The organism is Pararhizobium sp. DWP1-1-3 (genome assembly GCF_049896125.1).
In the GTDB taxonomy this organism is placed as follows: domain Bacteria; phylum Pseudomonadota; class Alphaproteobacteria; order Rhizobiales; family Rhizobiaceae; genus Pararhizobium.
In genome coordinates this window covers 1-13,351 of the sequence record NZ_JAFCTR010000011.1, presented here as the reverse complement: position 1 = coordinate 13,351, position 13,351 = coordinate 1, and the positions used below count along the sequence as shown (strand labels likewise).

Annotated in this window: 11 protein-coding genes; 5 read left to right on the top strand and 6 right to left on the bottom strand. The window is 62.2% G+C overall.

Annotation, left to right across the window (positions count from 1 at the left end):
• Positions 1-5: 5 nt before the first annotated feature.
• Positions 6-1,406: an NAD(P)(+) transhydrogenase (Re/Si-specific) subunit beta gene (locus ACP7BS_RS20340; RefSeq protein WP_113246606.1), complete on the top strand. Its 1,401-nt coding sequence runs from the start codon at positions 6-8 to the stop codon at positions 1,404-1,406.
• A gap of 95 nt (positions 1,407-1,501) precedes the next feature.
• On the opposite strand, the gene ACP7BS_RS20335 is transcribed toward ACP7BS_RS20340, so the two are convergent.
• From ACP7BS_RS20335 to rpsU, 3 genes are all read right to left on the bottom strand, one after another.
• On the bottom strand, positions 1,502-1,981 hold the full coding sequence (locus ACP7BS_RS20335; protein ID WP_426239576.1) for a DUF992 domain-containing protein: 480 nt from the start codon (positions 1,979-1,981) through the stop codon (positions 1,502-1,504).
• 206 nt (positions 1,982-2,187) lie between these two features.
• A complete protein-coding gene (locus ACP7BS_RS20330; protein ID WP_426239575.1) occupies positions 2,188-3,075 on the bottom strand; it encodes a tetratricopeptide repeat protein in 888 nt (295 codons plus the stop codon).
• A 263-nt stretch (positions 3,076-3,338) separates the two neighbouring features.
• On the bottom strand, positions 3,339-3,578 hold the full coding sequence (rpsU, locus tag ACP7BS_RS20325; protein ID WP_113246608.1) for a 30S ribosomal protein S21: 240 nt from the start codon (positions 3,576-3,578) through the stop codon (positions 3,339-3,341).
• Between the two features lie 416 nt (positions 3,579-3,994).
• Here rpsU and ACP7BS_RS20320 point away from each other — a divergent pair, with 416 nt between their 5' ends.
• From ACP7BS_RS20320 to ACP7BS_RS20305, 4 genes are all read left to right on the top strand, one after another.
• Positions 3,995-5,248, top strand: a complete 1,254-nt coding sequence (locus tag ACP7BS_RS20320; protein WP_113317516.1) for a sarcosine oxidase subunit beta family protein — start codon at positions 3,995-3,997, stop codon at positions 5,246-5,248.
• A gap of 228 nt (positions 5,249-5,476) precedes the next feature.
• A complete protein-coding gene (locus ACP7BS_RS20315) occupies positions 5,477-5,821 on the top strand; it encodes a sarcosine oxidase subunit delta (protein ID WP_426239574.1) in 345 nt (114 codons plus the stop codon).
• Positions 5,818-8,811: a sarcosine oxidase subunit alpha gene (locus ACP7BS_RS20310; RefSeq protein WP_426239573.1), complete on the top strand. Its 2,994-nt coding sequence runs from the start codon at positions 5,818-5,820 to the stop codon at positions 8,809-8,811. Before ACP7BS_RS20315 ends, ACP7BS_RS20310 begins: the two co-directional genes overlap by 4 nt.
• A complete protein-coding gene (locus ACP7BS_RS20305; RefSeq protein WP_426239572.1) occupies positions 8,804-9,367 on the top strand; it encodes a sarcosine oxidase subunit gamma in 564 nt (187 codons plus the stop codon). The genes ACP7BS_RS20310 and ACP7BS_RS20305 overlap by 8 nt, the downstream gene beginning before the upstream one ends.
• A 16-nt stretch (positions 9,368-9,383) precedes the next feature.
• Here the strand turns inward: ACP7BS_RS20305 and ACP7BS_RS20300 are convergent, their stop codons facing one another.
• The 3 genes from ACP7BS_RS20300 to glgX form a co-directional block, all read right to left on the bottom strand.
• Entirely contained in the window at positions 9,384-10,460 is a 1,077-nt protein-coding gene (locus ACP7BS_RS20300; protein WP_426239571.1) for a DUF2332 domain-containing protein, read from the bottom strand.
• Positions 10,453-10,941 (bottom strand): MaoC family dehydratase, encoded by a 489-nt coding sequence (locus ACP7BS_RS20295; RefSeq protein ID WP_426239570.1) that lies wholly within the window; start codon positions 10,939-10,941, stop codon positions 10,453-10,455. Before ACP7BS_RS20295 ends, ACP7BS_RS20300 begins: the two co-directional genes overlap by 8 nt.
• 82 nt (positions 10,942-11,023) lie before the next feature.
• The gene (glgX, locus tag ACP7BS_RS20290) at positions 11,024-12,994 is read right to left on the bottom strand and encodes a glycogen debranching protein GlgX (RefSeq protein ID WP_426239569.1); all 1,971 of its coding nucleotides are present in this window, start codon (positions 12,992-12,994) and stop codon (positions 11,024-11,026) included.
• Between the last annotated feature and the right edge of the window lie 357 nt (positions 12,995-13,351).

Here is a 13,351-nt window from a genome sequence, read left to right as displayed (position 1 = left end):
CCGTCATGAGTGCCAATATCGCAGCCTTCCTCTATCTGGTTTCCGGCGTCCTGTTCATCATGGCGCTGCGCGGCCTGTCGCATCCGACCACCTCGCGCCGGGGCAATATCCTCGGCATGGTCGGCATGGGCATCGCCATCGTCACCACACTCCTGCTCGCCACCCCGTCGTTTGGCGGACTGGTGCTGATCGTGCTCGGCCTTGCCATCGGTGGCGGTGCCGGTGCCTATATCGCCCGCTCGATCCCGATGACCTCGATGCCGCAACTGGTTGCCGGCTTCCATTCGCTGGTCGGCCTTGCCGCCGTTCTGGTCGCAGCCTCCGCACTCTATACCCCGTCCTCCTTCGGCATCGGCGAGATCGGCGGGATCCATGCCCAGGCGCTGGTCGAAATGGCCCTTGGTGTCGCCATCGGCGCCATCACCTTCACCGGCTCGATCATCGCCTTCCTGAAGCTCGATGGCCGCATGTCGGGCAAGCCGATCATGTTGCCGTTCCGCCATGTCATCAATTCAGTGCTTCTGTTGCTGATCATCTTTTTCATCGTCGGGCTTGCGGCTTCGGAAAGCCATTTCGATTTCTGGGCGATCGTCGTTCTGTCGCTGGCGCTGGGCGTTCTGCTGATCGTCCCGATCGGCGGCGCCGATATGCCGGTGGTCGTCTCGATGCTGAATTCCTATTCCGGCTGGGCCGCCGCCGGTATCGGCTTCACGCTCGGCAATCTGGCTTTGATCATCACCGGCGCGCTGGTCGGCTCGTCCGGCGCGATCCTGTCCTACATCATGTGCAAGGGCATGAACCGTTCCTTCATCTCGGTCATTCTCGGCGGCTTCGGTGGCGATACTGCAGCGGCTGCCAGCGATGATGGCGTCGTGCGCACCGTCAAGCAGGGCTCGGCCGATGACGCCGCCTTCCTGATGGCCAATGCGTCGAAAGTGATCATCGTTCCGGGTTACGGCATGGCGGTGGCGCAGGCGCAGCACGCGGTTCGCGAACTGGCGGATGCGCTGAAGAAAAACGGCGTCGAGGTAAAATATGCCATCCATCCGGTCGCCGGCCGTATGCCGGGCCATATGAACGTGCTGCTTGCCGAAGCCAACGTGCCCTATGACGAAGTGTTCGAACTGGAGGATATCAACTCCGAATTCGCCCAGGCTGACGTTGCCTATGTCATCGGTGCCAACGACGTCACCAACCCGGCGGCGCGCGACGACAAGACATCGCCGATCTATGGCATGCCGATCCTCGATGTCGACAAGGCCAAGACCTGCCTGTTCGTCAAGCGTTCGCTCGGCTCCGGTTACGCCGGTATCGACAACACGCTGTTCTACAAGGACGGCACCATGATGCTGCTCGGCGACGCCAAGAAGATGACCGACGATATCGTCAAGGCCATGAACCATTGATGATGAACCGCTGACGGTTCTTCGCAGATGCTGGAACACAAAAATGCCCGCCGGCGAGGCGGGCATTTTTGCGACTGGAGGTCAGGATGCTTGGCTTAGATGGCAGCCGGTGCCAGCGTCATCTTCTCGACGCCAACAGCAATATTCAGTCCTTCCTGGACTTGAACGTTGACTGGCTGCAGCATGAAGGCCTTATCGATCCCACCGCCGAGAACTTTGGCGCCTGCACCCGCAGCAAAACTTGCGTCGGCGCCAACGCCATAATATTCGCCGCTCAGCGGGAAGTTGGCATCGCTGGCGCCGGTCTTGGCCAGCACATCCCATATCATCACGCTCTTCCCGGTCTGGCCGAGATCGATGCCGAATTTCTGGATCTTGCCGTCATAGACGGCAGCCGGGCCACCGGCCGCCGATGTATAGGTGCATCTCAGCGCCTTCTCGGATGTGACGATCATGCCTACGCCGCCTTCAGAGCCACAAACCAGCCGTCCAACAGTCACGTAGTTCGCGGCACCTGCCGGTGCGACCCAAATCGCAGCAAGTGCGGCGGCGGCGATGATTGCGCGTTTTACCATGATTTTACTCCTATTCGACCCGGACCTGCAATCCGGTTGCAGAGGGCGTGTATTTCGCTGTGCGCATCCTAACTCTGGAAACTATGCGCTGACGGCCTGATAACGGCTCGCGGGATGGATGGTTCCGCTGCGGTGCGACAAACAGGCAATAAAAAACCCGCTGCGGTGGCAGCGAGTCCAATTTCGTCCGGACATTGGGTAAGCTGTCAGCCGGCGGCTTTCACCCGTGCGAGACCGGCGCGGGCTGGTTCATACTTGGAATCCAGCGACAGCGCGTGGCCATAGGACTTTGCCGCTTTCGCCTTGTCGCCGCGGCGCTCGTAGACCAGCGCCTGGTTGGCCCAGGATTCGGCGATCTTGCCGTTCAGGTTGATGGCCGTGTTGAAATCAGCAAACGCATTGTCGTCGTCATTGGTCGCGACGTAGGAAATGCCGCGGCCGTTATAGGGCTCTGGGGCATTCGGCGACAGCGAGATCGCCGTCGAGAAGTCCTCGATCGCCTGCGCATGCTGCTTGCGGGCCTGATAGATCAAGCCCCGATTGTGGTAGGCGCGAGGGTCCGTCGTATCGAGTTCGATCGCCTTGTTGAAATCGGCAAAAGCCTGATCCAGTTGACCGGCCTGGCGGTAGAGATTGCCGCGGCCGATAAAGGCTACGTCGTAGCGCGGATTGAGTTGCAGAGCCATGTTATAGTCCGACTGCGCCGCAGACTGGTCGCCCATGTTGCGTTCGACAAGCGCCCGGTTGGCATAGGCCTGGTAGAAACGCGGATTGAGTTCGATCGCCTTGTTGAAATCAGCCAGAGCGCGGCGGAATTCGCCAGCGCGGCCATAGGCCGAACCGCGGACATTGTAGCCTTCCGGGTCGCTCGGATTGGCGGAGATCACGGTGGACAGGGAGGCGATGTTCTCGTCTGATCCCTGCGCCCGCTCGACGCGCATCATGTTGCTCGGCGTGTCTGCGGTGGTGCAGCTTGACAGCATCAGCGCGCCGGTCACGGCAAGCATGGAGGCGAGGAAAACACCGCGCCGATTGGAGCGCCCGGCAAAGCCGGTATAGTCGGAAAAGTCCGCAGTCCTGGCAGTCGATGTCAAGATTGATTCCCTCGATTAAGCGAAGCGTCTCGGCATGTCCCGGGCCTTAAACGGCGGATCGGGCCAGCAGTGTCAAAGGCCTGGGGCACGGCAGATACACCATCATGGGTGCCGTTTCGCGTCCGAAGACAGTGTAGCACGCTCTGCGCGCTGGTCGCCTGTATCCGGAATTAAATCCGGCACCATGCGATTGAAACAGAAAGAGCGGTGGCGATCGTGTCGCCCCCGCCCGATTTACGCGTTAGATGCGCAGTGAACGCCGATCAGCGTGCCGCCGCCGCCGAAGGGCGGGGGGTAACGATGCCCATCTCGCGCTGCAAACGCTTGCGGGCCAGCTTGCGAATGCGACGAACGCCTTCAGCCTTTTCGCGAGCGCGCTTCTGGGATGGCTTTTCGTAGGCCTCACGCATCTTCATTTCGCGGAAAATGCCTTCGCGCTGCATCTTCTTCTTGAGTGCGCGAAGCGCTTGATCGACATTGTTGTCGCGGACTAGTACCTGCACGTGAATCCCGTTCCTTCAGTTTCGAGTGATCGCCTCATGAAGTCAGGTCAACGAGGCAAAAAAATATGGTTCGCGGAGCCCGAGAGCTTTACGATTGGGAGAGCGGATACCAGATCGGTTGCTCAAAGTCCAGCCGCGAGTTGCCTTCCACGGCTGAAAGCGCCGCAAAACGCTGGTTCTAAGGTCTCGGTGATAGGAATGGAGAGGAGGCGACGCCGTGTGGTGCGGGCGTATCGTGCTTTCTCAATATGTGTGCTGCCTTATATTGCGCGCGGGGAACTGCATGTCGCAACTCGTGCGACAAGCGCCGTCTCGCGTCGCAAAAGAAACGTTGCGGAAGTCCGGGATTTGCGATTTCTAGATCGACCACAGGAAATTCACCGGCCTTTCGGCAGGACTACGGAGTGTGAAAGCGGATGCGCAAATATTCGGTTTTTGCTGTCGCTCGCGAAGCGATGCGCGGCCACAGGGGATGGGAGGCGCAGTGGACCTCGCCCGAGCCGCGTAAGGAATATGATGTCATCATCATCGGCGCCGGCGGTCATGGCCTGGGCACTGCCTATTACCTCGCCAAGGAGCACGGCATCACCAACATCGCCGTGCTTGAAAAGGGCTGGCTCGGCGGCGGCAATACCGGCCGCAACACCACCATCATCCGCTCCAACTATCTCTATGACGAAAGTGCGGGGATCTACGACCACGCGCTGAAGCTCTGGGATGGCCTCAGCCAGGATCTCAACTACAACGTCATGTATTCGGCGCGCGGCGTCATGATGCTGTCGCACAATGTCCATGACCAGCAGGTGTTCAAGCGTCACATCCACGCCAACCGCCTGAACGGCATCGACAATGAATGGCTGACGCCGGAACAGGCGCAGGAATTCTGCCCGCCGCTCGATATTTCCCGCACCGCCCGCTATCCGATCAACGGTGCCGCCCTTCAGCGCCGCGGCGGTACCGCCCGTCACGATGCCGTCGCCTGGGGTTATGCCCGTGCCGCCGCCGATCGCGGTGTGCACATCATCCAAAACTGTGAAGTCACCGGCATCCGCCGCAATCCGGATGGTTCGGTTGCCGGTGTCGATACCAATCGCGGCCAGATCAATGCCAAGAAGGTCGGCGTCGTTGCTGCCGGTCACACCTCGGTGCTGATGGAAATGGCCGGCGTGCGCATGCCGCTGGTCAGCTATCCGCTGCAGGCTCTGGTCTCCGAGCCGATCAAGCCGATCTTCCCCTGCGTCGTCATGTCGAACACCGTTCATGCCTATATCTCGCAGTCCGACAAGGGCGAACTCGTCATCGGCGCCGGTACCGACCAGTATTCGTCCTATTCCCAGACCGGCGGCCTGCAGATCATCACCCACACACTCGATGCCATCTGCGAACTCTTCCCGATCTTCCGCCGCATGAAGATGATGCGGTCCTGGGGCGGTATCGTCGACGTGACGCCGGACCGCTCGCCGATCCTGGCCAAAACTCCGGTTTCCGGTCTCTACGTCAACTGTGGCTGGGGTACCGGCGGCTTCAAGGCAACGCCGGGCTCGGCCAATGTCTTTGCCCACACCATCGCCAACGACGCGCCGCACAAGATCAACGCGCCGTTCACGCTGGAGCGCTTCCGCTCGGGCCGCCTGATCGACGAAGCGGCCGCCGCCGCCGTTGCGCACTGAGGGGATCAGGATGCTCAGAGTTCGTGGTTACCCCCCTCTGTCACTTCGTGACATCTCCCCCTCAAGGGTGGAGATCATTCTTTTTCCTTATAGGCACAAAAGTCAGCGGCTGATCTCCCCCCTTGAGGGGGAGATGCCCCATGAGGGGCAGAGGGGGGTAAGTCTCCCCGCAGACGATGCTGAATTTGTCATCCCATTTCGTCATGCCCAATCGGCAGGGAGTCTCCCATGCTTCTGATCTACTGCCCCTATTGCGAGGAAGAGCGTTCCGAGCTCGAATTCCGCCAGGCCGGCGACGCCCATATCGCCCGCCCCGCCAACATGACCGGGATGACCGACGAGGATTTTGAGGCGTTCTTCTTCCTGCGTGACAACGTCAAGGGCCTGACCTTTGAGCGCTGGCGGCACCTGAACGGCTGCGGCCGTTTCTTCAATGCAGCCCGCGATACCGTCAGCGACAAGTTCCTGACCACCTACAAGGCCGGCGTGCCGCGCCCGGACCTCGGCACGCTGCGTCCGGCAACGGAAGCGACGGTCGAAACCTATGAAGCCACGGAGTCAGACGCGAAATGAGCGGCGCCAATCGTATCCCCGGTGCAGGCCGTCTCACCCCTGCAAAAACCGCCCGTTTCGTCTTCGACGGCAAGAGCTATGCGGCACTCGAAGGTGACACCGTCGCCTCGGCCCTGCTAGCCAACGGCGTCCATCTCGTCGGCCGCTCGTTCAAGTACCATCGTCCGCGCGGTATCGTGTCGGCCGGTACCGAAGAGCCGAACGCATTGATCGGCGTCGAGCGCGACGCTGCCCGCAAGCAGCCGAACGTGCGTGCCACCGTGCAGGACGTGTTCGACGGCATGAAGGTGATCTCGCAGAACCGCTGGCCGTCGCTCGCCTTTGATGTCGGCGCGGTCAACAACCTTTTGGCGCCTTTCTTTGCCGCAGGCTTCTACTACAAGACCTTCATGTGGCCGAAGCAGGCCTGGAAGCATGTCTATGAGCCGCAGATCCGCGCTGCTGCCGGTCTCGGCGTGTCGCCGACCGAGGACGATACCGATCATTATTCCAGCCGTTACGCCCATTGCGACGTGCTGGTGATCGGTGCCGGTGTGGCCGGCCTCTCGGCAGCGCTGGCCGCCGCCAAGACCGGTGCCCGGGTCATCATCTGCGACGAGCAGCCGGAAGTCGGCGGTGCGCTGCACTACGACAAGAGCGTCACCATCGACGGTCAGGACGGCTTTGGCTGGGCGCAAGGCACGGCAGCCAATCTGGCGAAGATGGACAACGTCACGGTTCTGCCACGCACGACGGCCTTCGGCTATTACGCCCAGAATTTCGTCGGTCTCAACGAGCGTGTGACGGAGCATCTGGCCAAGCCCGACAGGAAACTGCCGCGCGAACGTCTCTGGCAGGTTCGTGCCAAGCGCGTCATCATCGCCACCGGCGCCATCGAGCGCCACATGGTTTTTGCCAATAACGACCGTCCCGGCATCATGCTGGCGTCTGCCGCCCGCACCTTCCTCAACCATTTCGGCGTTGCCGTCGGCAAGAAGGTCGGCGTCTACACCGCCAACGATTCCGCCTATGAAGCCGCTTTCGATCTGAAACGGGCTGGCATTACCGTCGCCGCCATCGTCGATTGCCGCGAGCAGCCGGGCGAGGGTGTGCTTACCGAGGCCCGTTCGCTTGGCATCGAGGTTCTCACCGGTCATGGCGTCGTCGATACCGGCGGCAAGCTCCGGGTCTCCTCCATGTCGGTCGCCCGCAATGGCGGTGGCAGTACCCGCAAGATCGCCATCGACGCACTGTTGATGTCGGCCGGGTGGACGCCGTCGGTGCACATGTTCTCGCAGTCGCGCGGCAAGGTCGCTTACGACTTCGAGACCCAGCGTTTCCTGCCCGGCACCTATGCCCAGGACTGCCTGTCCGTCGGCGCCTGCAACGGCACCAACGACCTGCAGGCGACCATCGAGGAATCGCTGGCTGCCGGCGAGCTGATGTCGAATGCGTCTGGGTTTACCGCACCGGAGAAGCTGGCGCTTCAGGGCGTGAATGCCTTCTTTTGGACCGGCGGCATGGCGGGTGCGGCCGAGGGAGCGGGACCGGATACCACTGTCAAGGCCTTCATCGATTTCCAGAACGACGTCTGCGCCAAGGATATCCGCCTTGCGGTGCGCGAAGGCATGCACTCGATCGAGCATATCAAGCGTTTTACCACCAACGGCATGGCGACCGATCAGGGCAAGCTGTCCAACATCCACGGCCTTGCGATCGCTGCCGAAACGCTTGGCCGAGAAATTCCCAAGGTCGGCCTGACGACGTTCCGCGCGCCCTATACGCCGGTGACGTTCGGCACGCTGATCAACCATTCGCGCGGCGAGCTGTTCGACCCGACGCGCAAGACGCCGATGCACGCTTTGGAAGAAGCACAAGGCGCGGTGTTCGAGGATGTCGGTCAGTGGAAGCGCGCCTGGTACTATCCTAAGCCCGGCGAAGATATGCATCAGGCCGTCAACCGCGAGTGCAAGACCGTGCGCGATGTCGCCGGCATCTTCGATGCCTCGACGCTCGGCAAGATCGAAGTGGTTGGCCCGGATGCGGCGCAGTTCCTCAACCTCATCTACACCAACAGCTGGGATACGCTGAAGCCAGGCCGCTGCCGCTACGGCATCATGCTCCGCGAAGACGGCTTCGTCTATGACGATGGCGTCGTCGGCCGTATGGCGGAGGATCGTTTCCACGTGACGACGACGACGGGCGGTGCCGCCCGCGTCATGAACCACATGGAAGACTATCTGCAGACCGAGTTTCCGCATCTGAACGTCTGGCTGACTTCGGCCACCGAACAGTGGGCTGTCATCGCGGTTCAGGGACCGAAGGCACGCGAGATCATTGCACCGCTGGTCGAAGGCATCGACCTGTCGAACGAAGCCTTCCCGCACATGAGCGTTCGCGAAGGCAAGATCTGCGGCGTGCCGACCCGGCTGTTCCGCATGTCGTTCACCGGCGAAACTGGCTTCGAAGTCAACGTTCCCGCCGATTTCGGCCCGGCCGTCTGGGCGGCGATCTATGAGCGGGCGCAAGCACTCGGCGCTTGCGCCTACGGTACCGAGGCGATGCACATCCTGCGCGCCGAAAAGGGCTATATCATCGTCGGTCAGGACACCGACGGGACCGTGACGCCGGACGATGCGTCGCTCGGCTGGGCGGTCGGCAAGAAGAAGACCGATTTTGTCGGCATTCGCGGCCTGCGCCGTCCCGATCTGGTCGCCGATGGCCGCAAGCAGTTGGTCGGGCTTTTGACCAAGGATCCGAAGGTGGTGCTGGAGGAGGGCGCGCAGATCGTTGCCGATCCGAACCAGCCGCTGCCGATGACGATGATCGGCCATGTGACGTCGGCCTACTGGTCGGAAAACTGCGGCCGCTCGATCGCGCTGGCGCTGGTTGCCGGCGGCAAGGCGAAGATCGGCCAGACGCTCTATGTGCCGATGCCGGACAAGACGATCGCCGTCGAGGTGAGCGACATGGTGTTCTTTGACAAGGAAGGAGGCCGCATCAATGGCTGATTTGATTGGGGCTAATTTGGCCACCCGCACCCTGCCGCTGTCCGGCTTTCACGGCGGCTCCGGCGCTGCCTCGCTTTCCGTTGCAGCACCCGCAACCCGGATTTCGCTGCGGGCAAAGCCCGATGCCGTTTCCGCACTGTCCGGTGCGCTCGGCCTGCCGCTGCCGGTGAAGGCCAAGACATCGACGTCCGCAAACGGCCGCCATGCGCTCTGGCTCGGGCCAGATGAATGGCTTGTTATCGACGAGAACGAGGCCGATCTGATAGCGGCGGTGGCGTCGAGCAACGTGCTGCATTCGGCAACGGATATTTCCCATCGCAACACGGCACTGATCGTTAAGGGACGTGGCGCCGAAGTGGCGATCAATGGCGGCTGCCCGCAGGACCTGTCACTGGCAGCATTCCCGGTCGGCGCCTGCTCGCGCACGGTTCTGGCCAAGGCGGAAATTGTGCTGTTGCGCACCGCCGAGGACACGTTCCGGGTCGAATGCTGGCGGTCGTTCTCGCCTTATGTGTCGACGCTTCTGGCGGAAGCTGCCGAGGATGCGGGGAACTGATATCGTTGGCCCAGCCTCAATGCGCTCCGGGCCAGCCGATCCACTCCACCCAGCGGCCGTGAAAATCGGCGCGGCCGATCAGGTGTTTTTCGCCGGATGGCCAGACTTGCAGTGTCAGTGCTGCGCTGTGTTTCTGATCGTCTGCTTCCATCTGCAGGCGTGCCAGCGGCGCGCTTTCCGTTGCGCGCTCTCCGGCGGCGGCGATCAGGGCTTCGCCCTCTGCCTTTGAATGCGCGGGCAGATATTGCCAGGCGATGGTGTGGTAGACCACGTGAACCTGATCCTCGTGGACCTCTTGCAGACGTTTTTCCAGCCAATCCACGGCATCGGCGCGATCGACCGTCTGACGGTTGGTGGCGGCAATGGCGAGTGCAAAGCGGGTGCGCTCCAGTCTGTCCTGCTGGTCGGCCCAGATGTAGGAGAGAAGGCGCAGGGCGTCGGCCTCGCTTGCCGGGTTCAGTGGATTGAGATCGCACCCCGCGCGGCTATCGACATGGACCGGCGTATCGAGTGGCGGCGGTGGGCCGCGCCATTCCGGGGCGATCAGCACCGGGGAGGGCTGCAAGGCCCAGGTCCTATCGCCGAGCCAGTACTCGTAGCGATCCCATTGCAGATTGAGCCCAGCGCTGGCGCCGACTTCCGAGAGGACCAGCGGTTTTTGCAAGAGGCTGGAAATGGTCAGGAAACCGGGAAGCAGGGCGCCGGACCGGCGTACCTCGTTGGTCTGCGGCGCTGATGTCAGCCGGTCGAGGATGAAGGACGCATGGATGCGGCAGGCCTGTTCGATGGCGCTCCAGAGGTCATCCGCTTCTGCCGTTTGAGGCGGATAGACTGAGGCAAGTTGTTTGTCCGAGCCGGACAGCACCAGCGCATGCAGCGCGCCGGCAAGGCGCAGCGGCACGGAATCGCCACCGGGCGAAGGGTCGCCGGACCAGGACAGAATTTTCGCGCCAACCGGGTGGTCACCGGTCAACCGCTCGGCGGCAAGCGCGCAGAGACTTGAAGTGAAGGGGGAACCGAGCTCGCGGCAGGAACTCGCCTGCTGGACGAATGCGAGACGGACGCTGTCCTCTGTCGTCTTTGAGTCAGGCATCCTCAGGCCTATCCTTCGGATCGAACTGGATGATGGTCAGCCACGTGGCGGTGAGCGCCGGTTTGCGTTCGCCCTCAATGTCGACGGTGATCTCATAGGTGACCATCAGCATGCCGGCACCGCGGAAGCGGGCTTCGGCCATGGTGAAGCGGCCGCGCACCTTGGCGCCGCTTTTCACCGGTGCCACGAAGCGCACCTTGTCGAAGCCGTAGTTGATGCCCATCGTCTGTTCGCGTATGCGTGGCAGGCAATTGTAGTTCATTGCCGACAACAGCGACAGCGACAGGAATCCATGGGCGATCGTGCCGCCGAACGGGGTTTCGGCGGCGGCGCGGACCGGATCCGTATGGATGAACTGGTGGTCGTCGGTCGCGCCGGCAAAACTGTCGATGGTTTCCTGTGTGACCGTGATCCAGTCGGAAATGCCGACCTCGGTGCCCACCAGGTTCTTGACGTCCGTTAGCGAAATTTCCTGCGGCATTCTCTTTTCCGATCAAAAACATCCCCCCGGTTTTCTATAGGCCGCTCTGGGGAAAAACGGCAATCGGGGGAGCAGTACAGGTTCATAAAATTTCGGCGTGGAAACCGACACTGCGTGCCGCGATGGTGCCCATACCCGCCGTGGCGGATGGCAAGAGGCTCTGCCAGCCGGACCCGTGCCGGACCGGCAATTGCACCGGATGCGGCGCGTGGCTGCGATTGATCACGACGGCGAGCCGGGTTCGTCTGTTCTGCACACTGTCGCCGGTTGAGAGTAGCATGACCAGATGATCGGCCGTGGCACTTTCCCAATCGCCCGTCGTCATCGGCTGGCCGTCGAACCGCAGCCATTCGACATCGCCGTTTCCGATGAAGAACGTGGTGTCGTGAAAGACATCGAAGCGGGTGCGGATCTGCGAAAGGGATGCTGTATGGGCGATCAGCGTCTCGTCCAAAGTGCTCCAGTCGACCCAGGTGATGGCATTGTCCTGGCAGTAGGCGTTGTTGTTGCCGCGCTGGGTGCGGCCGCCCTCGTCGCCGGCGGTCAGCATGATGGCGCCGCGCGTGGCAAACAGGGTCGACAGCAGCGCCATGACATCGCGGCGGCGGAAGGCGAGGACCTCGGGATCGGCCGTTGCGCCTTCGACGCCATTGTTCCAGGAATGGTTTTCGTTGTGGCCGTCGCGGTTGTCCTCGCCATTGGCTTCATTGTGCTTGCCGGCGTAGGAGACCAGATCCATCAGCGTGAAGCCGTCATGGGCGGCGATGAAATTGACGCTGCGGGTCTGTTCGCCGCCATTGCGGGAAAAGACATTTGACGAGCCGGCCAGCGCCGTCGCCAGGTCGCCGATCGTATGGCTGTCGCCGCGCCAGATGCGGCGCAGGTCGTCGCGCGCCCGGTCGTTCCATTCGAGGAAGGGCGCCGGGAAATTGCCGAGCTGGTAGCCGCCGGGGCCGATGTCCCAGGGTTCGGCGATCAGAACGCGGTCTTTCAGCACCGGGTCTGCGCGTATCTCTGAAAGCAGGGCGGCATCGCTGTTGAAGCCGTTGATATCGCGGCCAAGGATCGAGCCGAGGTCGAAGCGGAAACCATCGATACCAGCGGAAAGAACGAAGTGACGCAAGCTGTCGAGGATGAACTGGCGCACCACCGGGTGATCGCAGGCGATGGTGTTGCCGGTGCCTGTATCGTTGACCAGTTCGCCGGGCCGATCCGTGGCGTGGCGGTAATAGACGGGGTTGTCGAGGCCGCGCATCGAGAGTGTGGCACCCCAGCGGTCGCTTTCGCCGGAATGGTTGAAGACCAGATCGAGAATGGTGCCGATGCCCTCGCCATGAAGGGCGGCGACGGTTTCGCGCAACTCGGTCATGCCGCCCGGCACCAGGCGCGGATCGAGTGCCATCAAGGCGATCGGATTGTAGCCCCAGCCGTTGGTGAGCTTAAGTGGCGGCAGGTGGCGCTCGTCGATCCAGGCGGTGATCGGCATCAGCTCGATGGCCGAGACGCCGATGCGTTTCAGATGGGCGATGACGGCGGGATGGGCAAGCGCCGCAACGGTGCCGCGCTGCTGGTCCGGCACCTCCGGATGCAGCATGGTGAAGGGTCGGACGGCGACCTCGTAGATCAGGCCGCCGGCCTGGAAAAGCGGGGCTTGCCGTTGCGCGCTCTGCGGTTCCGTCACGATCGCCTTGGGAACGAGATCGGCAGTGTCGTCACCGAAGGCCGACAGGCGGGGATCGTAATGGAAGGGGCGGTCGAGTTCGCGGGCATAGGGATCGACCAGCAGCTTGGCGGGGTCGAACCAGAGGCCATGATCGGGATCGTAGCTCCCTGAGGCGCGAAAACCGTAGCGGGTTCCGGCCCGCGCATCCGGGACGGTCAGGCTGTAAACATCATCCTCGCCGCGTTGCATCGGCAGGCGGCGCAGTTCGCGGTCGCCGGTCGGGTCGTAGAGGCAAAGCTCGATGCCGGAGGCGCAGGACGACCGGACCGCGAAGGTCGTACCGCTGGCGGTGAGCGTGGCGCCGAGGGAAGAAGCGAGAGGGTTCGGCATCGGGGTCACCTTGGGATGAACTGGCGGGGCTTATGCGGTTGCGTATCAGATTGGTTTGACAGTGATTTGTCTCTGCTTTGGGGGATCTTGCAAGCGGTATGTTTTACCCTCCCCTTGAGGGGAGATGGGAGCTCCACTTCTCCCCTGCGGGGAGAAGTGCCGAGCGTATGCGAGGCGATGAGGGGGCGGTTCGGCAAACTCTGGAGTCAATGGCTTCGCCCCACCTCATCCGGCCCTGCGGGCCACCTTTGTAACTTCCCTTCTTCCGCATTTGGCGCTGTAATGCCAGTTGCGGTGGCGGATGGAAGACCGTCGCACCTTTGGGACACCAAGCCCGTGGGAGAGCAAGGGTCTCCG